Origin of the sequence: Pseudomonas sp. BF-RE-25 (genome assembly GCF_019956105.1) — a bacterium.
GTDB lineage: Bacteria > Pseudomonadota > Gammaproteobacteria > Pseudomonadales > Pseudomonadaceae > Aquipseudomonas > Aquipseudomonas migulae.
The window spans coordinates 44,207-65,418 of sequence record NZ_JAHBDB010000026.1 but is presented as its reverse complement, the minus strand read 5'-3'; the positions used below and the strand labels follow the sequence as shown (position 1 = coordinate 65,418).

Below are 21,212 nucleotides of genomic sequence, written 5' to 3'. Positions count from 1 at the left end.
GAAGAAACCCCATGCTAGAAGCGCTCTCCGTCTCCCTGAACAAAGCCGCCGTGCTTGGGTTTGTTGCGTACATCCTCGGCGCCGCCGTGCTGTTCGCGCTGTTCCAGTTCATCTACACCCGCATCACCCCGCACAAGGAATTCGAGCTGATCCGTTCGGGCAACGTCGCGGCTGCAATCGCCCTGGGCGGTGCGGTCATCGGTTTCGCGATTCCGGCCAGCAACGTGATCGCCTACTCGGTCAGCCTCCTCGACTTCGTGGTCTGGGCAGTCATCGCCGCGTTCGTGCAATTGTTGGCGTTCCTGATGACCAGCCTGGTGCTCAAGGGCACCTCCGAGCGCATCAAGAAAGGTGAAATCGCCGCCGGTATCTACGTGGCAGCCGTGGCCATCAGTGTCGGCATGTTGAACGCCGCCTGCATGACCCCTTCCTCGAACTGATCGCGCACGGAGCTCCCGATGAAACGAAGCAAGTACGTTCAGCTGTCGCTGGCAGCCTCGGTCGCGATGGCGATTTCGGGCTGCGGGCCGACGGAAAAAACCTACTCGGTGCAGAAAAAGTACAACTTCCAGTCCGTGCAGCAATGCGCCGATGAAAAACTTCCGGTGGACGTCTGCTCGGACGCCTTCATGACCGCCATGGCCGAACATCGACGCATTGCACCGGTGTACGACAACCAGGCCGATTGCGAAGCCGACTTCGTCGCCGACTGGTGCCAGCAGGACTCCGCCGGCAAGTTCATCCCCAAGCTCGGCGGCTTCGAACTGACCGCCAATGGCGAGGTGACGCAATCCCAGGTGGACGCCGCCAAAGCGCAATTGCCTGCCTCGGAAGCGAACAGTGGTGGTTCGGGATTCTCCGGCACCAGCCTGCTGACCGGCCTGTTGATCGGCAACATGCTGAGCAACAACCGCAACAGCTACTATTCCGAGCCGGTGTACCGCTACCGCGATGACCGTGGCAGCTATTCGTCTTCGACACTCGGCCAGCGGATTTCGAAAGGTTCGACCTTTACCAAATCCAATCAGGCGCGATACGGCAGCAGCAACTACGCCGACTCGATTCGTTCCGCCAGCAAACCGGTGTCCGTTGCCTCGTCCACTTCCCGTGGCGGCTTCGGCAGCAAAGCCAGTGCGCGCAGCGGCTGGGGTGGCGGCGGGTCGAGCAGTTAAGGGAACAGGGCCATGAAAAAAATCCTCTGCGCAGAGCGTCATGACTGGAAACAGACCGCCGAAAACCTCGGCTTTCTGTTCCACACCATCGACGACGAACCCTATTGGGACGAGAGCGCGTACTACCAGTTCACGCTCAAGCAGATCGAAAACGATCTCGAAGACCCGACCACCGAGATCCATGAGATGTGCATGGACCTGGTGGCCCGCGTGGTGCAGAGCGAGGAACTGCTGGAGCGCCTGAGCATTCCGACACCGTTCTACGACCTGGTTCGTACGTCATGGCTCGAAGGTCATCCGCATCTGTACGGGCGCATGGACTTTTCCTACAACGGCAACGGCCCGGCCAAACTGCTGGAGCTCAACTACGATACGCCGACCAGCCTCTACGAAGCGGCGGCGTTCCAGTGGGGCTGGCTGGAGCAGTGCATTGAGCGCGGTTTGTTGCCCAAGAACGCCGACCAGTTCAACAGCATCGACACCAAGCTGCATCAGGCCTTTGCTCAACTGCAAATAACGCAACCGTTCTATTTCGCCTCGATGAAAGACTCGGTCGAGGACAAGGGCACCACCGATTACCTGCGGCTGGTTGCGGAAAAAGTCGGCATCGAATCCCGCCACATCGACATCGAAGACATTGGCCTCACCAGTGACGGACGTTTCGTCGATCTTGAAGATCGCTGGATTCCTCACCTGTTCAAACTGCACGCCTGGGAGTTCATCTTCCACGAGCCCTTTGGTGCAGCGATTTCCCAGAGCGATACGCAGTTTTTCGAACCGGCCTGGAAATCCATCATCTCCAACAAAGGCATCCTGCCGCTGCTGTGGGAATTCAACAAAGGCCATCCGAACCTGCTCGCCGCCCACCTGGATACCGACCCGAACAAAGCGGTGCCCAAGGGTTGGGTGCGCAAGCCATTCTTCTCGCGGGAAGGCGCCAACATCGAGCTGCAAACAGCGGACGGCCTGATCGTGAAAGAGGATGGGCCCTACACGGATGCGCCGTTTATCCTTCAGGAGTTCGCGCCGCTGCCGAAGTTTGGCGATAGCTACACGTTGATCGGTTCCTGGGTGATCGGCGATCAAGCGGCGGGGATCGGTGTGCGCGAGGACAACAGCTTGATTACCAAGGATTCCAGCCGATTCTTGCCGCACCTGATACTCGACTGAACATTTACCTTTAGTGGAAAAGCCCGTTGCCATGCATCGGGCGTCGGGGTGAAACAGGTGTAAACCCGATCAGGAACCCGACAACCACAAGACTTACCGCTGAAAAGCCGGATAATGGCGGCCAAATCGTCTAGCCCGTTATTCTGGTACCCCCCCATGGAAATCAAGGTCAACTTTCTCGACAACCTTCGGCTTGAAGCCAAGTTCGACGACTTCACGGTGGTGGCCGACCAACCAATCCGCTACAAGGGCGATGGCTCGGCACCCGGTCCGTTCGACTACTTCCTGGCTTCGTCGGCGTTGTGTGCGGCGTATTTCGTGAAGTTGTACTGCAGCACACGCAATATCCCCACGGATAACATCCGCCTGTCGCAGAACAACATTGTTGACCCGGAAAACCGCTACAACCAGATTTTCAAGATCCAGGTCGAGTTGCCGGCGGACATCTCCGACAAGGACCGCCAGGGCATCCTGCGTTCCATCGACCGTTGCACCGTGAAAAAAGTGGTGCAGGCCGGGCCTGAGTTTGTGATCGAAGAAGTGGAAAACCTCGACGCCGATGCCCAGGCGTTGTTGATGCCTGCTTCCAGTTCAGAGGCGAGCACTTACATTGCCGGCAAGGATCTGCCGCTGGAACAAACCATCGCCAACATGTCGGCCATCCTGGCGGACCTGGGCATGAAGATTGAAATCGCCTCGTGGCGCAATATTGTGCCCAATGTGTGGTCGCTGCATATCCGCGATGCGCACTCGCCGATGTGCTTCACCAACGGCAAGGGTGCGACCAAGGAAGGCGCACTGGCGTCGGCGTTGGGCGAGTTTATCGAGCGACTCAACTGCAACTTCTTCTACAACGACCAGTTCTGGGGCGAAGACATCGCCAACGCGGAATTTGTGCACTATCCGGACGAGCGCTGGTTCAAGCCTGGCCGTAAAGACGCGCTGCCGACCGAGATTCTCGACGAGTACTGCCTGAAGATTTACAACCGCGACGGCGAGCTGCGCGGTTCCCATCTGATCGACACCAACTCGGGCAATGAAGAGCGCGGTATCTGCTCGCTGCCGTACGTGCGCCAGTCGGACGGCGAGGTGGTGTATTTCCCGTCCAACCTGATTGAAAACCTGTACCTGAGCAACGGCATGAGTGCCGGCAACACGCTGGCCGAAGCGCAGGTGCAGTGCTTGTCGGAGATCTTCGAGCGCGCGGTAAAACGCGAAATCATCGAAGGTGAATTTGCACTGCCGGATGTGCCGGCCCACGTGCTGGCAAAGTACCCAGGGATCCTCGCCGGCATTCAGGCGCTGGAAGAACAGGGTTTCCCGGTGTTGGTGAAGGATGCGTCCCTGGGCGGTGAATTCCCGGTGATGTGCGTTACGTTGATGAACCCGCGTACCGGCGGTGTGTTCGCCTCGTTCGGCGCGCACCCAAGCCTTGAAGTGGCACTGGAGCGCAGCCTCACCGAATTGCTGCAGGGCCGCAGCTTCGAAGGCCTCAACGACCTGCCCCAGCCGACGTTTGAAGGTCATGCGGTGACCGAGCCGAACAACTTCGTCGAGCACTTCATCGACTCGAGCGGCGTTGTGTCGTGGCGCTTCTTCAGTTCGAAGTCGGATTACGAATTCGTCGAGTGGGACTTCTCTGGCCAGGGTGAAAACTCGAATACCGAGGAAGCCGCGACCTTGTTCGGCATTCTCGAAGGCATGGGCAAGGAAGTGTACATGGCGGTCTACGAGCATATCGGCGCGACGGCCTGCCGCATTCTGGTGCCGGACTATTCGGAAATCTATCCGGTAGACGATCTGATCTGGGATAACACCAACAAAGCGCTGTTCTTCCGCGAAGACATCCTGAACCTGCATCGCCTGGACGAAGACGAACTGCGAGCGCTGGTCGAGCGCCTGGTGGAAAGTGAGCTGGACGACTACACCGACATCACCAGCTTGATCGGCATTGAATTTGACGACAATACTGCTTGGGGTCAGCTGACGATCCTGGAGTTGAAGCTGCTGATTTATCTCGCCCTGCAACAATTTGAAGAGGCGAAAGAGGCGGTGGAAATGTTCCTGCAGTACAACGACAACACGGTTGAGCGCGGCTTGTTCTACCAGGCCGTCAATGTGGTGCTGGAGATGAAACTGGACGAAGACCTGGAACTGGAAGACTACGAGGCCAATTTCCGCCGGATGTTTGGCAGCGAGCGGACGGATGCAGCAATCGGCTCGGTGGACGGGACCGTGCGCTTCTATGGCTTGACGCCGACCAGCATGAAACTGGAGGGGCTCGACAGGCATCTGCGTCTGATCGACAGCTACAAAAAACTGCACACGGCGCGGGCCAGCGTGACGACCTCATCCAGTTAACAGCGCCCACAAAAAAGCGAAGCCAGATTAATGGCTTCGCTTCAGATGTTGTCACTTATCAAACAGCCGTGATTCAAATGAGAATGACGGTGTTTTTTTAAATGAACATTTCATGGGCCGTTTGCAAGTATCGCCGTCTGTTCCAGCATACGCACGGCAACGTCCCAATCCTCGGGAGTATCAATATCCAGAGACTCGATACTGCCAGCTATCACTAACGGGACAGTATCGGGGCCTACAAAACGTTTTTGTCCTCGAAGAATGTCTGGTGCGATCAGGTAAATCGAACCGTTCAGAGTATAGGCGGGCTCAAGGTCCTGAGACCGCTTCGAGAGACTCTCCCAACCGAGGAAAGGTGTCATCGTGTCGCCTTCCAGCTTGAAACACCAAGCCGGATGAGAACTGGCCGACGTAACACTGACAACTGATCTGGAAACATCTTGCTGGAACTGCATCACCGCACGCCGAATCGATTCGGACGAACGAAATGGCGAGGTCGGCTGAAGCAACATGACACCATCCACGGTGCCGTGAGCAGCTTCATACTCATCAAGCACCTGCACCACTACATCAAAGCTGCTAGCGGTATCGGTGGCCAAATGTGCAGGCCTCATACCGGGAACATTGCCACCAAACTGTCGGGCAATGTCCGCAATAGCCATATCATCTGTCGAGATCACCACATCGGTGACAACGCCACTTTGCTGTGCCGCTTCAATTGTCCAGGCAATCAACGGGCGCCCACCCAGAACTTTGATGTTTTTTCCGGGTAGCCGCTTGGATCCGCCCCTCGCGGGTACGATTGCAAGGATCTTCATTTCAACGCCACAAAGTTGCTCAACATCGACAACCCGATTTTGCCACTCTTCTCAGGGTGGAATTGCGCGCCCCACACATTGTCGCGCCCAATAACAGCCGCCACCGCAGTATCGCCGTACAAACAATCCGCGACGCGATGGGCACTGTCTTCAGGCACAGCCATGTAGGAGTGAACAAAATAGACAGCGCTATTGTGTGGCTCAACCGAAGCCAGCAATGTCCCATCCCAGGAAGCTCGCCCTGCCGGGCGAATCAGATCGGACCAACCGATATGAGGGATTTTCAGACGAGCGCCGCTGTTATCAACGGCAGGTATGGGCTCTACCGTACCCGGGATTAATCCCAATCCATTGATAAGGCCAAACTCGTGACTGCAATCAAGCAACAGTTGCATTCCCAGGCAAATACCGAAAAGTGGAGCACCCGATGAGGCGTACTCTTTTATCGCCTGATCCATTCCGTTCGCAGACAGCATGGTCATCGCATTGGAAAATGCACCTACGCCAGGCAGCAGAACCTTGGTGGCGTCTTTCAACGCATCCGGATCGGATACCAGGTTTACCGTCGCACCACAGTGCTCCAGCGCCCGACGGACGCTGAACAGGTTGCCCACGCCATAATCGATAACAGTAATTACATTACTCATACTTTCGAACCCGGATCCCGCCAGCAGACGCTTCTGTTCGGATATCAGCCAACGATGCTCGCTTGTAGTGAAGAATGTCAGCCATAGCGACTGCATCCGCCCCCACCTTGACCACCTCGACAGCATCCTGGGCTTTGCCCATGCCGCCGCTGGCGATAACAGGAATATTGACGGACTCGGTCACCGCCTGAACAAGCGCCAGGTCGAAGCCTTTGCGAGTTCCTTCACGGTCGACCGACGTCAGTAAAATCTCCCCAGCGCCTAGCTCTGCCGCCTTTTTTGCCCACTCGACGACGTCAATGCCAGTGCTTTCACGGCCATTGTCCGTGAAAACTTCCCAACGTTCCGGCGAGACACTTTTTGCCTCAATGGACAAAACCATACATTGGCTGCCAAAACGTCGAGCGATCTCGGTGATCAACTGAGGATTGCTGACAGCAGCCGTGTTGACGGCCACCTTGTCAGCACCACATCTCAACAGATGAGCGACGTCGTCAACCGAGCGCACGCCTCCGCCGACGGTCAGAGGAATAAACACATTCTCCGCCGCCTGCTTGATCAACTCACCCAGGCTGTTGCGCCCATAAAGGCTCGCGACACAATCCATATAGATCAACTCATCAATGCCCTGCTCGTAATAGCGCAGGGCATGCTCGTTGGGCGAACCGATCACGCGGAGCCCTTCAAGATGAATGCCTTTAATGAGATTGGCGCCTTTCACATCAAGGCGGGCAATTAGTCGCGTGTTGCTCATTCAGCGTTGACCTGAGGATTCCAAGGCGTGTAACGCAATTTCCACTCGCCATCCACAACATGCCAAAGGTGCGGAGAACGGAAACGGTCACACGTCTCCAGGAACTCTTCACGCGTCATACTGATGTAATCCAGGAACTCTTTTTCGTAGCGCGAAGGGTATTCACCTTCATAACGCTGCATCAAGGCAATCGCCTCGTCCTTGTCGATGTGGTGGTTACGGATCTCCTGAGCGGAGTCCATCATCGAGCGACCCACGCCGAACTTGATCCAACGCGTGAAATAGAAGAAACCATCGACTTTGTCATCAAGACTGTTGTACTTGGAATACGTACCTTCGGTACGAACCGGGTTGGCCTCAAAGCCGGTATTTTCAACGGCGTAGTAGTAAGCCTCCTGCGGTACCCACTTTTTGTAGTAACCCAGGTACTTAAAGTCGATACCTTTGCGCTCAAGCACATCGGCTGGCATTGGCAGGTAGCTTTTCAGATCGACCAGTGGAACGCCCTCGTCCAGGTATTCGCCGATCTTTTTACCACCCAGGTATACGTCACGGACGTCTTTACCACCGAAGTAGTCAAGAGAAAAACCTTCGCTTTCTGCCACTTCGTTGGCCGCAGCGTAGCTCGACGTTTTATGGGAGATTTTCTCACCATATTCGCCTGGCATTTCTCCGTAGAAAATCAACGGAATGTTCAGTTGAGCAGCCATTTTAGCAACGAATGTCTTCTGCCCCAGAATGAACGGCTGGAATGGGTGCAGCAGGTTAATGGTCGCGTTGCGGGTCAACAGGCGGTGAATCTTGCCATTGGGCGTGTACAGGTAGTTATCGAAACCACCGACATGGAGCCATTGCTGGAAATTTTTCCAACCAATATCGGTGTACAGATGCGGGGACCACGTAACGGTCAGTGGATTCATCCCGTATTTGTACTTCAACAAGTGGGACTGCATGGCACTGTCCTTGCCACCGCTACCGCCCACGATGCAGTCATAGGTCCCGTCCGACTTACGGTGCTGATTGCACAGCTCGACGAGTTCGCGCTCACGCTCATCCCAATCGATTTCGCCATCTTCTTTGAGCATATTGAAACGGCAGGCGTGGCATACGCCCTCTTCGTCAAAGCTCAGAGTTGTCTTGGTCGAGTCATTGCTGTGCGCATACTCGTTACTCGACATCGGCTGCTGGTTCGACATGTTGCACTTTTTGCAGAACTTAACGTCGCGCGGCAACCCGTAATAAACTTCCAGCTCGCTGTGTGGCTTGGTAAATCTTGAAAGATCTATAGATGAACCAGGGGCAATTTTCAAAACCAGTCTCCAATCACGAAATCATTTATCAACAGTGTATTTATTACTTGCCAACTGCAGGTCGTCAGCGCGCTCAATCAGCGTCGGCATAACGCATTGGATTCCGACTACCCACTCATCGAGTACAGCAGGGACCAAAAGGTAGATACCCGCGTTGGCATGTGTTCGGTGTATCGGCTTCTCATCGAAACCGACATTTTAAATACTTTCAGTTCGGATAACTCCGAAAGGGTTCTGCCATTCGTGAACCCTGACAGCCAGCATTGCCTGCGCCATGTGCACGATGCACATCACCGTCAGTAACAGTCCCTTGCAAGCGTCCGTCAGGGCTGATCACCCAAGCGCTCTGGTCATCTGACTTCATGATTATTTGGCTAAATTTTAAGTTTCGATTCATAGATCCGCATTGGCGAACTCAGCACCATATGCCCCGCTTGCAGGTCCCTGACCAACGTACTTCCCGCCCCCACTATGGCACCCTCGCCAACAGTCAGGCCTTGTATTGTGGTTGAGCCAGCACCGATAAAAGCGCCCGCAGCGACCTTTACTCCACCGCACAAGGCCGCCGCCGGCGCGATGTGTACATGGCTGCCGATCATACAATCGTGGTCTATTCTGGCCCCGGTATTTACTATGGTGTTTGCACCTATCACCGTATCGGGCTGAATTACCGCTCCCGCCATGACCTGGACGCCGGCCTCCAGCAGCACACTGGAGTCAACCCATGCAGCCGAGTGCAGAAGCGGCGGGAATAGGAACCCTTTGGCTGTCAGCTCCAGAAATACCTGTTTCCTGCGATTACTACCGACAACCTGCCCCAGGCCATTGACCAATGCCACCTGAGCCGGGTCCAACCCATCAAGCACTTCGTCCCCACCCAGCACCCTGACCCCGCGCCATGACTGGACGGGACTCTGCGCCAATCCAGGATCGCAAACCCCTTTCACATCTGCATCAATAGACTGAAGGAGGGAGAGCAACACCTTTGCATGCCCTCCTGCCCCAAGAATGACGAACGGACGTGAGCAGAAGCTGCGACCTGACAACGTCATTCTATGATCTCACCGGCTCGATAGCCGCGAGAAGCTATCACTCCAACTCGCTGCCACAAAGCTGTAGCGGGCAAGCCACCACCACACCGAGCTGTTGTAAGGTCTGCCCGGGAAATGCGCTCGCCTGCGGCGATTTCACGTGCCGCGACAACCTGCTGGCGGGCAGCCTTACGGGTATCCCACTCACTCGGTTGCGGCGATTTACCTGGTTTGCCGAGGGCCTTTTCAAGCGCCCGGATCTGCAAGACCATTTCCGCCAGCTCAGCAGGCTCCAACGATGCTTTGTGATCCGGCCCCGGCATCGAGCGATCCAGCGTGAAGTGTTTCTCAATCACCGTAGCACCACGGGCAACCGCTGCGACAGGCACCAACAACCCTTCGGTGTGGTCTGAATACCCCACATCAAGTCCGAACGCCTGTTGCAAGGTGTCCATCGCCCGAAGATTAACTTCCGCCATAGGCGTAGGGTATTGTGAAGTGCAGTGCAGTAGCGTGACGTGGCCTGTCAATCGGCTCCTGGCCTCTTCATCACTCCAACACCGCCAGACCTGATCCATGTCCGCTGGCTCGCGTTCATTGGACAACGCGTGCGCGACTATCGCTAGACCCTGCTCGACTTCACTCAGTGTTGCCATGCCCGTCGAAAGGATGAGCGGCTTCCCGGTCCTGGCGAATTGCCAAAGCAATGGCCCGTTGGTCAACTCACCGGACGGAACCTTAAAGAATGGGATATCCAGCGAACACAGAAAATCCAGGCTGTCGCTATCAAAAGCAGTGCTGATGAACTCAATGCCACGGGCTTTGGCATGGCTTTGCAAATCAGCATGCCAGGCACGAGGCAGCTCAAGCTTCTGCAACATCGCCAACTGGCTTTCAGCCGCGTCGGTGGTTTCTTGCTGATACAAGGCCTTGGGGGCACTTGCGGAAGCCAACTTTCGGGCGTCGAAAGTCTGGAACTTCACCGCATCCGCCCCTGCGCTCGCCGCCAGGTCAACCAGTTCGAACGCGAGCTCACGCTCACCGTTATGGTTCACACCTGCTTCAGCAATAACGTACACAGCATCTTTATTGGGTAGTTTCATACGTCAACTCAAATCATGAAATGACTTGTGACTCGACACATCACAGGTTTCAAGAACGGCCACGATAGCCTCGGCGACATCGCCCTGCCCATAAGGGTTGGTTGTGTCCCTGCAAGACTGTGCGAATGGCGCACTGAGTGCCAACGCAAGTGCCGCCGCGATGGACTCCTTATCGGGTTGGCAGTGCAATACAGAATCGGCGCACAGCCGGCCGGCCTGACGCATCCCTATATTGATGGTCGGCACGCCAAAAGACGGCACTTCGATGATCCCGCTAGAGGAGTTGCCGACAACAGCGGCAGAACGTGCGACAACACTGAGGTAGCGTCGAAAACCCAATGAAGGGATTGCCAACACCCGATCAGCGTGGCGGGCTGCAAAATCCTCCAGCAACGGAATGATCGCGCGACCTCCGTTATCGGCGTTGGGGTAAGTCAGGATCACGCGATACTCCGCGAACTCCTCCAAAGCCAGCAATAAGGCACTAAAGCTCTCTACCGGGTCTTCTTCCAGCGCCGTGACCGGGTGATAAGTCACCAGCAAGAGCGGTGTATCCACAGAAAACTGGAGGCTATCGCGCAGTTCTTGCGCCGACATGAGTGGCGTGCGCTTGATGTGGTCAAGACCCACGGCCCCTACGTTGAAAACCCGTTCAGGACTTTCGCCCATCTGAATGGCACGTTGTCGATAGGGCTCGGCCGCCACGAAATGCAGATAGGCCATTTTAGTGATGGCATGGCGAATCGCGTCGTCGTACGCGCCCTCAGTCAATTCGCCGCCATGTAAATGAACGACGGGAATACGCATGACCAACGCAGCCTGAACAATACTCAGCGCCTCGAATCGATCGCCCAGCACGACCAGCATCTCTGGACGCAACCGGTCCAAAGCATCGGCAAACCCCAGCGTTCCCAAGCCCATCGACTTGGCCACACCGACATCGGTATCAGAAGACAGAAGCATCTCGACCTTGGAGTCGATTACAAAACCATCGCGCTCGATTTGCCGCCAGGTCTCTCCAAACTCAGGAGAAAGGTGCATGCAACTGACGATGGTTTGCAGCTCCAGAGTCTCGCTGGCCTGAATGCCTTTCATCAACCAGTAGAGCAAGCCATATTCTGCCCGGGTACCGGTAAATACGGCGATGCGACGTGTCATGAGCGCTCCGCCGGCGGCACGCTGCTTGGCAAGTTGACGATACGCGCCTCCAACCATTGCGCGTTGCTGAGGTCACCCTTCAAGCAATGCTCATAAGCCGGCAAGTGGTTCATCAATTTCCAGATTGGCCGAGTCATGACGCCGCTATCGTTGGTTGCTTTCAAGAGCGCGTCACGTTGCGCGAGATCATGGCAAACAACTGCGTTCAACCAGTAATTGGAGCTGCCATGCGCGGGTTCGGTAAAGAACTGCAAGTCGGTTTGCGCCAATTCATGCTTGTAATTCATTGCCAATTTTCGCTTGGCCGCCAGGAATGTATCCAACTGTTCTAGCTGTGCACATCCCAGCGCCGCATTAAGGTTCGGCAAGCGGTAGTTGTAACCGACCTCATCATGTACATATTCATAGGGATGAGGCTGCTTGGCAGTGGTCGTCAGATGCTTGGCCTTGGCCCCCAGCAACTCGTTGGTGAGCAGCATGCCGCCCCCCCCGGTGGTAATGACCTTGTTGCCATTGAAACTGAGTGTGCCAACCAGGCCGAATGTACCGGTATGACGCCCTTTGTAAGTACTGCCCAGCGACTCGGCAGCGTCCTCCACCAGCGCCAGCCCCCAACGCGCACAGACTTCCATGAGCGCGTCGAGCGCTACAGGATGGCCAAATGTATGCATGGGCAAACAGGCTCTGAGCACACGATCATCGCTACGCAGGCGGCACACGCCGTCTGCGTCGATGAACGCTTCGGACTCGAGCCAGGCATCCAGAGCGGAAGGCGAAAGCCCCAGCGTCTCGCGATCGACATCAACGAAAACCGGTTGGGCGCCGCAATAGGCAATGGCATTGCATGTCGCGACAAATGTCAGGGACTGAGTGATGACCAAATCACCCGGTTTCACACCTGCCAACAACAGGGCGATGTGTAATGCAGCAGTGCCATTCACCGTGGCAACCGCTCGCGCACTGCCGGTGTACGCCTGCATGTCCTGCTCGAAACGGTCTACAAAGGCGCCGACACTGGAGACGAAAGTCGACTCAATCGTTTCGGCTACATACGTTTTCTCGTTACCGGAGAACACTGGGGCATGCAACGGAATAAATTCATTTGTTCCGTATTGATCGCGTACAAACCTGACTAGAGCGTCAAACATTTCGAGCCTCAAACGTTATAAATATTGGCTTTATATTTGGCGAGATTTTGAGGCTGGGAGAACCATTCAACAGTCTTTTCCAGGCCCTGACGAATCGAATAATCAGGCTCGAATCCGGTTAGCCCGTGGATTTTCGAATTATCACACCACAACCGGAAAACCTCCGATTTCTCGGGACGCAGACGCTGGTCATCCGTCAGGAACTCGACATCGCTATTCATCAACTCGCGAATAAGATTGAGGGTGTCACCTACCGAAATTTCGAAGTTCGAACCAATGTTCACCGTCTCGCCGATCGCTTGCTCACAACGAGCCAGCTCGAGAAAACCACGGCAGGTATCCGCGACATAGTTGAAGTCTCGAGTAGGCGTTACATCGCCCAACTTGATTTGCTTCTGGCCAGCGGCGATCTGGCTGATGATGGTCGGGATAACCGCCCGAGCAGACTGGCGAGGACCGTAGGTGTTAAATGGCCGGGCAATCGTCAACGGCAGATCGAATGCATTGAAAAAGCTCATTGCCATTGCATCGGCACCAATTTTCGAAGCGCTATACGGCGATTGCGCTTGAAGAGGGTGCTTTTCGTCGATAGGCACATACTGGGCAGTACCATATACCTCACTGGTCGACGTATGGATGACGCGTTTAACGCCATTCTCCAACGCCGCCTGGCAGATGTTCAACGTACCTTTGACGTTGGTATCTACGTAGCTGTCTGGCGCAACGTACGAATAAGGAATGGCAATCAGTGCCGCCAGGTGAAAAACGATGTCGACATCTTTGGTGATGTGCTTGCAATAGTGCGGGTCACGCACATCACCATTGAGCACCTCGATTTGAGAAAGACAATCGACGTCCTCGAGCCACCCCCAATAATTGAAGGAGTTGTACTGAGACAGCGCCTTGACCTTGTAGCCTTCACGCACGAGCAGTTCGGTCAAATGCGAGCCAATGAACCCATCCGCGCCGGTTACTAAAACTGTAGACATCGTTCAACCCTTAACGTACCTGCCCCGAAGCACCAGAGCTCAAGACACAAAAAACCAATAAGCAAGAGCCCAACACACGGATCTTGCTTCAAAAAAATTGCGGCCCGCGCCGAAAGACACACGTCCGTGACTGCGCCGAGCTGCCAAGAGCTCGCCTGGTTGGCGACGCGCCAGGCAAGGGCACCAGTCGGCATATCTTGCAGGGCGCCGCCCTACTTGCGCCATCAGCATGCCCCACACGAAACAAGGGAAAACGATGACACAACGTCGCACGCCAAGCAGTGAAACCAGGAATTTTGTAAAAAATTAAATCAGGAGGGAGATGCACGCCTTGATTTACGCCAAAGGTGCTTCGTCAGAATCAATCGCAAAACGCCTGAGCAGCGCCTGACAAGAAATCGATGAGAATGCATCCCTGCACTAGTACAAGCCGTACAACTAACCACATCACCAGAAAAAAACAATTGTTTTCAATGAATCGGCGGATCATACCAGCTCACACGGCACCGAAAAACACCTTGGCGACACTCTCTTCTCGCAAAAATTGAACATGCATAGATACTTTTTTCCCCTTTACAAGATCCACCCCCCCTGCCCCCCCTTATTGACTTGCGAGACCTCTAGTGTAGGCTTGCCGCGCTCTGGCTCAATAGCCGGAGTTTCGCAACAACTCGGCGCGCTATAGATTCCGAGCAATATAAACAGAGTAGGCAGGGATGCTGTACTTCCTCCAGCCAGATATGGAATCGAAAAAAGTGAAGGATTGGAGAGATACTGTAGTCTCGCCGGACACCCCGCTCCGTAAGGCGATTGTTCGCATCGATACTTGCGGAATGCAAATGGCGCTGGTGCTGGATGACAACGAAAAGCTTGTCGGTCTACTCAGCGACGGAGATGTTCGCCGAGCGATTCTCAGGGACGTCCACCTGGAAACGCCTGTTGCCGAAGTCATGAACAAGGCACCAGAGACTGCCCACGCTACATCCTCCAGCAACGAACAATTGAACCTGATGCGTCGAAAGGTTCTACACCACCTGCCACTGGTCGATGACCAGCAGCGTGTCGTGGGCCTTGCCACTCTTGATGCCCTGACTGGAATACTTGAGCGCCCCAACTGGGTGGTCCTGATGGCTGGCGGCTTGGGACAGCGACTACGCCCCCTAACAGAAAACTGCCCAAAACCGATGCTGATGATTGCCGGAAAGCCCATATTGGAGTGCATTCTGGAGAGTTTCATCGAGCAAGGGTTTCGCAACTTTTTTCTCTCCGTCAACTATCTCGCTGAAGTGGTACGCAACCACTTTGGGGACGGCAGCAAATGGGGGGTGCGAATTCGCTATCTGGAAGAAAACAAACGGCTCGGTACAGCAGGCGCCTTGTCGCTACTGTCCAAACGTCCAGAACATCCCATTCTAGTCATGAATGGTGATCTCTTGACCCACGCACGTTTCGACAATTTGCTGCAGTTTCATGAAGATCACAACGCCGAAGCGACGATGACGGTACGCGAGTACGACTTTCAAGTGCCCTACGGGGTGGTGAAGGTCGATGGCCCAGCTATTGTCGGCATCGATGAAAAACCGATACACAGCTTTTATGTCAACGCGGGAATTTACGTTATTTCACCATCAGTGCTCGATCAAATTCCCGCCGGCACTTTTTACGACATGCCCACGATGTTCGAGGATTTGATCGCGTCGAACAGAGCCACTGCGGCATTTCCTCTACGTGAGTACTGGCTCGACATTGGTCGCATTGAAGAGTTCGAACGAGCACAACATGAATGGGCTGCGCAAAAAAACCACATCGGCAGCCAGCAAAACTAACGCCAAACAGCAAAGTGAATATCTCATGAAAAAAATGCTTCTGCTCCTTACTGTTTTGACCATCACTGTGGGCAGCATTGCTGGCTGCGATCAAAGATCTGACAAACAAGAGCAAGCTCTTGGCAGGCCCGCCAAAGCTGCTGTTGTAGAAACCATTGAACATCAGGCCCTCCAACTTGCATTGTCCTCCCCCGAAGGCGCTGCTCAGCTGGCCGCAAAGTCCCCGGAATCTGTCGCCATTGCTGCGATGGAAGCATCTGAAAAGGCGCTAACTGAACTTAACTCCTCGCCAGAGTCGGCAATGCTGAGGCTTGACGCCTACGTACAACTTGCTGCTGCCGCCTCTGCAGCAGCCCCGAAGTCGCAAGTCGCCAAGGATGCTGCCCAAAAGGCTAAAAGCGCTAAATTACGAGCCAAAGCGGCAATCAAGGATGCTAAGTAAGTAAAAACCGAACCAAAAGCGTTGCTGATGAGCTGGCGATAACAATGTGTTCACTCGACCTGAACGGCACAGCCGATCGTGCACAGGGCCGAACGAAAAATTGCACACCAAAAGGCTCACGAGCCACGCTTTCTTGGGACACGTTTTCTGCTCAAACTTTACGCGACACAACTATTTCATAAGCTTAGCGACGGAGATGTCAGAACGATGCACGCAACAAGAGGTGAGGAATGAAATTGGACTCTCCACTCCCCGGCAAAAAGGTGCTTTTTGTCGTAAACGAGGCCGGGGAGTTCGTCGAGCTTCGCCGTGTTGCTCTAGCCGCCAAATTGGCAGGTTACGACGTCAACTTCCTTTTCACACACGCAAGCTATATCAACCTCAAGCCGGACCGTGCGTTTTGCCGCCTGAATGGCTTTACTGCTTACTACCCAGGGCGCTCGCTGAAGCGATCTCCACTGACGATAAAGTACGAAAAAATCGCGCAGGGGCTTGAAAACGGTTACATCCCTCACTCGCTGGTGCAAAAAACAACCCCCAAAGGCGGCGCACTCACATGGGCCGGTCTGATCCTCACGACGGCGCTCAGCCCTTTTTTCAAGCTGCATGATACCGCCACTGATGCCTTGCAAAAGAGCAGGAAAAAGGCCAACGGCAACAATTTCAAACCCTTCAACTACGCGCGCCTGCTCTATAAATTACTCAAGCCTTCAGTGGTGGTTTTCGGCCAGGAATTCCCGGGATCGGTGAATACCCTGCTGACGAAAATCTGCAACAAAGACAACGTACCGACACTGATCATTCCGTTCGCAGTGGGCACAGCCAAGGAAATGGTCGAAAGCCTTTCCGACAAGCCCATGTACGAAGCGGACAGAAACATTCTTAACAAACTTGCCGCTTTTCTGTTTCCGCACTGGGTCAACTACTACGCCTCGAAGAAACTCCTTCGCCTGCCCGGCCAGCGAATATTTTTCCTCGAAGCCTTCGGCTTTGCACCGGAACACCCGTGGATCCCAAACAACAGCAGCGTCACCTGCATCGGCGTCGAAAGCCCTGAAATGGAGCGTTACTATCGCCGAATGCGTTTCCCGGAGCAGCAGTTGCGTTTGACGGGGGCCGCATACGACGACGTCATGCATGCAGCAAGAGAGTCCAAAACCGCTCGAGAGCGCGTTTTCCGGCGTCTGCGCCTGGATCCTGCGAAGCCTTTGCTCGTCTGCGCCTGGCCCACCGACCAATATGGATCACGCAGCATCCCGATGGAGTTCAGCGACTACAAAGCACTTTGCAAGGCTTGGGCTAAAGCGCTTGCAAGCGTCAGTCGCAGCACAGATTTCAACGTGATAATTCGCCCACACCCAGTAACCGACCCCGAGTTTTTAAGTGAAATCCTTCGGCCTTATCGCCTGCATCACCGGGTTACCGACATCGACACACTAGAACTCGTCCCCGCGTGCGACCTGTTTGTCGCGTGCGTGTCCTCCACGCTGCGCTGGGCAACGGCCTGTGGCATTCCAGCCATTAACTATGACTGCTATGACTACGGTTATACCGACTTCGAAAACGCCAAAGGTCTCGTTACCACTAACCGCTACAGTGTCTTCCAATCGACCCTGGAGCAACTGACTGACGACAAGGAAGCCTACGCCCGAGCCCGAGCCAATCAAATTGAATGCGCTCAAGAATGGGGACTGCATGATGGTAAATCGATGGAGAGAATAATCGACCTGCTCGACGAACTGACCAGCGCTCAGCCTCTCTCCACGCCCTCAGCCAGAACCTGACACTCATGAGTATCGAAGAAAAAATCCGTCCCCCCCTCAAAGAAACGGTCGTCAACAATTCACGCCGTTTCGACCTCTTCGGTCTGCTCAGAACCCTATGGGATTTTCGATTGCTGTTGTGGGTATTCTGCAAACGCGACCTGAAGGGACGTTACACACAAACGATATTCGGATTGGGCTGGGTCGTTCTGACGCCACTCATTACCGTTGGTGTATTCGTTATTGTGTTCGGCATCATGGTCAAAGTACCGACCGACGGGCTTCCAACCATCATGTTTTATCTGGTGGCGGTCATACCCTGGTACGCCTTCATGAACGTCCTCAATCCTTCGGTTCAGATGATCGAAGGTAATGCAGGCCTGATCACCAAAGTCTACTTTCCTCGCCTGCTCATTGGCGGCGCCTACGCCGTAGGCGCGGCAGTTGACTTTCTGATCGCGTACACGCTGCTGATAACCCCATTCGCCATTATCTATGACGTATGGACGCTTCAACTGCTCTTCATCATGCCGTTGCTGCTGGCCTGCACGCTGATGACAGGCTTGGGCATAGGCCTGATGCTTGCGCCTTTAAATGCCAAGTATCGAGACGTAAAGCATTTGGTCCCGTTAGCATTGCAGCTTTTTTATTACTCGACGCCCGCCATTTACCCGGTTTCAGCTGTCCCGCCTTGGGCCAAACCCTGGTACGCCGTCAACCCGCTCTCTCTGGTGATTAACGGTTACCGTGATGCCATGCACGGGCACTGGCCAGCACAAAGCAGCCTGCTCACGCTCATTGCCATTGCAGTGACTTGCTTCTCGGTTGGTGTGTTTATATTCCAGCACTTCGATAAAAACGTGGTAGACACCCTATGACATGGGCCATTCGTTGCGAGAACATTTCCAAACTGTACCGTATTGGCAAGTCCAATGTTACGGCCGCCGAAATGATCAACATGCGTATCCGGTGGATGCTCGGTCGAGTCATTAACCCACTGCAGAAGTCGAACACTCCGAAACCGGTGGAGACTACTCACGAATCACACACCATTCTTGACGCACTACAGACCCAAGATGCGCCCGCCAACCATTTCTGGTCTCTGAAAGACGTGGACCTGGAGATAAAACAAGGCGACCGAGTCGGAATTATCGGTCCGAACGGCTGCGGCAAGAGTACGCTACTGAAAATTCTGTCGAGAATCACTTCACCCTCGCATGGTGGCTTCCGTTTCCGCGGACGATTGATCAGTCTGCTGGAGATTGGTACAGGATTTCACGGCGACCTCAGCGGCCGTGAAAACATCTACCTGAACGGCTCGATCATGGGCATGAAACCTCAAGAAATCAGCCGTCGCATTGAGGAAATCATCGAGTTCTCGGAACTCGGGGAGCTGATCGACACTCCGGTGAAACGCTACTCATCAGGCATGTATGTGCGCCTCGCATTCTCCGTGGCAGCACACCTTGAATCCGAGATTCTCATCGTCGATGAAGTTTTGGCTGTTGGCGATGCGGCGTTCCAGAGACGCTGCACCGAAAAAATGCTTCAAGTAGCAGACCAGGGCCGGACACTGCTGTTCGTCAGCCACGACATGGATGCCGTCAACCGCATTTGCAACAGAGCCGTGCACATGGCTCACGGTCGTATTATCAACGACAGCAAAATCGAACTGCCGAAAAACATCGACGACAAAACACTTCCCACGCAAACGGTTTCAGACATTACTCGCTCCTATATCCGTTCTGGCATTCAACTGACACCGGCAGTCACTTGGGCAGAGCACAGCGCACCGGTGTTTGACGACTGCGTAAGGCTGGACTCGATCATGATTCTTGATCAAGCCGGAAACCCGAGTTCCGAATTTGACGTGAAGGAAGAGTTCGTCATTGAAGTCAAGTTCACGGTACTTGAGGAGAAATGGCCGATCAATGTGCACCTTCACCTGAAAGATCTTGCGGGCCATTATGTACTGGTGAGCATGGACAACCTGTACACCGGCACTGATGTTCGGGCAGTGGGACAACATGTTGAACGTTGCACTGTGAAGTCACCGCTGCTCAATGTAGGCGACTATCGTATTGACGTTGAGCTCTGGCCAGGCGCTGAAATCGATCATAGGATCATCAGGCAGGCCGTTCTCAGCTTCACGGTTGCCGATGACAGCGAACCGACCGGGGTTCGTGGAAACTGGCCCAACGCATGGCCAAACTGCATGGTTCGGCCTCAACTATCCTGGGATGTCGACATGCCTGTTAACCGTCAGGCGCGATAATCAGTGGCTCTAGACAATACGAACGCCCTCTCCCTTGCCCCCCAAGGGAAAGTGGTGATTTTGATCTCGTTCCCGCATCAACTGCTGCACGCCCTCTGCGCGCTTCGCTATGATAGAGAATCTCGGGGCATTTCCAGCAAAAGCCCAGCCACCCTCGTACTGTGGTCCTATCAACCGAACGACCATTTGCCGAACTCACACGTTCGGCAATTTTTCGATGCTGCACTCAAAAGCTTCCCGTTCATCACAGCGGTGCTGCCATCATTGAAGGAACGTAAAGGCCCGTTATCACCGTATCGCAAATTGATGAAGCGCTCAGAGTGGCTCAGGGAGTATTTGAAAATCACTCCCGGAGAATGCGCCACATTCTATTACGCACACGATGCCAGCTCAGAACATACTGCGCAGGCATTCATGCAGGCTTTGCTAGCCAAACGGAACATCTGTTATGGCGATTCGCCTGGCTTTCTCTATCCACCTACAAGGCCCCGCGCTAACCCCTTTGACCTTAGCCTTGGCGGTCTGAAAAACTCTTTTTGGTTCAACCGAGTCAGCATTGCCGGCGAATGGATTGCGGCAGAGACAGCGTTGACCGCTGTCAATTTTGATGATCTGGATTCGTCCCTTCCCTGCCCAACACGTACAACCATACCTATCGATATTCTCGAGCAGACGCTTGCCACTCTGAAAACATTTTTCGCCCCCATGCTCCAACTTGAGCAGGACATTAGCGCAAGGTCAAAAACAGAACCTGCCTGGGTACTCATCCTCAGCAATTTCACGAGTAGCAAGCTTACCTGTGAAGAGGATGAGCTCCAGCTGTATGTCCAGATCTGCAAGGAGCACGTGACGCCGGGTCGTGCAGTTTTTATTAAAAAACATGCCGGAACCCCGGCCAAGTTCGTTGCACGGCTGTTACAGCGCCTCGATAACTATCACGCCGAAAAACTCCCAGAACACCTGGATCGCCTACCTATTGAGTTTCTCGGTCAAGTACTCAATTCTTGCAGTATCATCTCCGTTTCATCGGCATCGGCACTGCTGAGCCTACTGCCAACCCCCAACCTCATTCACGCGCTCACTGCCGAACACATCGAAGAATTCTTTAAGCCGGACTATAAAAAATACATGAGCTTGGCCAACGAAAGAATATTGAAACAATCAAAATACCCCCCACCAAGCCCACCCCGGTGTCAGGCTAGATAAAAAGTGTAGTGGCCTAATGAAACCAACCCCCAATTTAGG

19 protein-coding genes are annotated in these 21,212 nt (G+C 54.4%); 10 read left to right on the top strand and 9 right to left on the bottom strand.

Translation table 11 applies throughout. The features are described from left to right. The first annotated feature begins 11 nt into the window (after positions 1 to 11). The 4 genes from KGB24_RS13965 (at position 12) to KGB24_RS13950 (ending at position 4,703) form a co-directional block, all read left to right on the top strand. Positions 12 to 440 carry a DUF350 domain-containing protein gene (locus tag KGB24_RS13965; RefSeq protein WP_008030949.1) on the top strand — a complete coding sequence of 143 codons (429 nt, stop codon included), beginning with the start codon at positions 12 to 14 and terminating at the stop codon, positions 438 to 440. Positions 441 to 458: 18 nt separating this feature from the next. Continuing rightward, entirely contained in the window at positions 459 to 1,172 is a 714-nt protein-coding gene (locus KGB24_RS13960; protein WP_008041314.1) for a DUF1190 domain-containing protein, read from the top strand. Between the two features lie 12 nt (positions 1,173 to 1,184). After that, positions 1,185 to 2,342: a glutathionylspermidine synthase family protein gene (locus tag KGB24_RS13955; protein WP_223415627.1), complete on the top strand. Its 1,158-nt coding sequence runs from the start codon at positions 1,185 to 1,187 to the stop codon at positions 2,340 to 2,342. 156 nt (positions 2,343 to 2,498) lie between these two features. Beyond that, on the top strand, positions 2,499 to 4,703 hold the full coding sequence (locus tag KGB24_RS13950) for an OsmC domain/YcaO domain-containing protein (RefSeq protein WP_008030943.1): 2,205 nt from the start codon (positions 2,499 to 2,501) through the stop codon (positions 4,701 to 4,703). A gap of 110 nt (positions 4,704 to 4,813) precedes the next feature. Here the strand turns inward: KGB24_RS13950 and KGB24_RS13945 are convergent, their stop codons facing one another. The 9 genes from KGB24_RS13945 to KGB24_RS13905 form a co-directional block, all read right to left on the bottom strand. After that, positions 4,814 to 5,521 (bottom strand): cytidylyltransferase domain-containing protein, encoded by a 708-nt coding sequence (locus KGB24_RS13945; protein WP_008030942.1) that lies wholly within the window; start codon positions 5,519 to 5,521, stop codon positions 4,814 to 4,816. Then, the gene (gene hisH / locus KGB24_RS13940) at positions 5,518 to 6,168 is read right to left on the bottom strand and encodes an imidazole glycerol phosphate synthase subunit HisH (protein WP_008030939.1); all 651 of its coding nucleotides are present in this window, start codon (positions 6,166 to 6,168) and stop codon (positions 5,518 to 5,520) included. Before hisH ends, KGB24_RS13945 begins: the two co-directional genes overlap by 4 nt. After that, on the bottom strand, positions 6,161 to 6,922 hold the full coding sequence (hisF, locus tag KGB24_RS13935; RefSeq protein ID WP_008030937.1) for an imidazole glycerol phosphate synthase subunit HisF: 762 nt from the start codon (positions 6,920 to 6,922) through the stop codon (positions 6,161 to 6,163). Before hisF ends, hisH begins: the two co-directional genes overlap by 8 nt. Next, positions 6,919 to 8,232, bottom strand: a complete 1,314-nt coding sequence (locus KGB24_RS13930) for an N-acetyl sugar amidotransferase (protein WP_008030936.1) — start codon at positions 8,230 to 8,232, stop codon at positions 6,919 to 6,921. The genes hisF and KGB24_RS13930 overlap by 4 nt, the downstream gene beginning before the upstream one ends. Positions 8,233 to 8,606: 374 nt before the next feature. After that, on the bottom strand, positions 8,607 to 9,284 hold the full coding sequence (locus KGB24_RS13925; RefSeq protein WP_223415626.1) for an acetyltransferase: 678 nt from the start codon (positions 9,282 to 9,284) through the stop codon (positions 8,607 to 8,609). Beyond that, the gene (gene neuB / locus KGB24_RS13920; protein ID WP_008030932.1) at positions 9,281 to 10,366 is read right to left on the bottom strand and encodes an N-acetylneuraminate synthase; all 1,086 of its coding nucleotides are present in this window, start codon (positions 10,364 to 10,366) and stop codon (positions 9,281 to 9,283) included. Before neuB ends, KGB24_RS13925 begins: the two co-directional genes overlap by 4 nt. A 3-nt stretch (positions 10,367 to 10,369) precedes the next feature. Next, a complete protein-coding gene (gene neuC, locus KGB24_RS13915; RefSeq protein ID WP_223415625.1) occupies positions 10,370 to 11,524 on the bottom strand; it encodes a UDP-N-acetylglucosamine 2-epimerase in 1,155 nt (384 codons plus the stop codon). Then, positions 11,521 to 12,672, bottom strand: coding sequence for a LegC family aminotransferase (locus KGB24_RS13910; protein ID WP_008030929.1), 1,152 nt, complete (start codon positions 12,670 to 12,672; stop codon positions 11,521 to 11,523). The genes neuC and KGB24_RS13910 overlap by 4 nt, the downstream gene beginning before the upstream one ends. Before the next feature lie 8 nt (positions 12,673 to 12,680). Beyond that, the gene (locus KGB24_RS13905) at positions 12,681 to 13,661 is read right to left on the bottom strand and encodes an NAD-dependent 4,6-dehydratase LegB (RefSeq protein WP_008030926.1); all 981 of its coding nucleotides are present in this window, start codon (positions 13,659 to 13,661) and stop codon (positions 12,681 to 12,683) included. Between the two features lie 716 nt (positions 13,662 to 14,377). Between KGB24_RS13905 and KGB24_RS13900 the strand changes: the two genes are divergently transcribed. From KGB24_RS13900 to KGB24_RS13875, 6 genes are all read left to right on the top strand, one after another. Then, on the top strand, positions 14,378 to 15,487 hold the full coding sequence (locus KGB24_RS13900; protein WP_008030924.1) for a nucleotidyltransferase family protein: 1,110 nt from the start codon (positions 14,378 to 14,380) through the stop codon (positions 15,485 to 15,487). Further along, entirely contained in the window at positions 15,441 to 15,929 is a 489-nt protein-coding gene (locus tag KGB24_RS13895; protein ID WP_223415624.1) for a hypothetical protein, read from the top strand. Before KGB24_RS13900 ends, KGB24_RS13895 begins: the two co-directional genes overlap by 47 nt. A gap of 230 nt (positions 15,930 to 16,159) precedes the next feature. Further along, on the top strand, positions 16,160 to 17,713 hold the full coding sequence (locus tag KGB24_RS13890) for a hypothetical protein (RefSeq protein ID WP_223415623.1): 1,554 nt from the start codon (positions 16,160 to 16,162) through the stop codon (positions 17,711 to 17,713). Positions 17,714 to 17,718: 5 nt separating this feature from the next. Next, entirely contained in the window at positions 17,719 to 18,570 is an 852-nt protein-coding gene (locus KGB24_RS13885; RefSeq protein WP_008030918.1) for an ABC transporter permease, read from the top strand. Further along, positions 18,567 to 19,967 (top strand): ABC transporter ATP-binding protein, encoded by a 1,401-nt coding sequence (locus KGB24_RS13880; RefSeq protein ID WP_223415622.1) that lies wholly within the window; start codon positions 18,567 to 18,569, stop codon positions 19,965 to 19,967. Before KGB24_RS13885 ends, KGB24_RS13880 begins: the two co-directional genes overlap by 4 nt. A 3-nt stretch (positions 19,968 to 19,970) precedes the next feature. Then, a complete protein-coding gene (locus KGB24_RS13875) occupies positions 19,971 to 21,173 on the top strand; it encodes a hypothetical protein (protein WP_223415621.1) in 1,203 nt (400 codons plus the stop codon). Positions 21,174 to 21,212 lie beyond the last annotated feature (39 nt).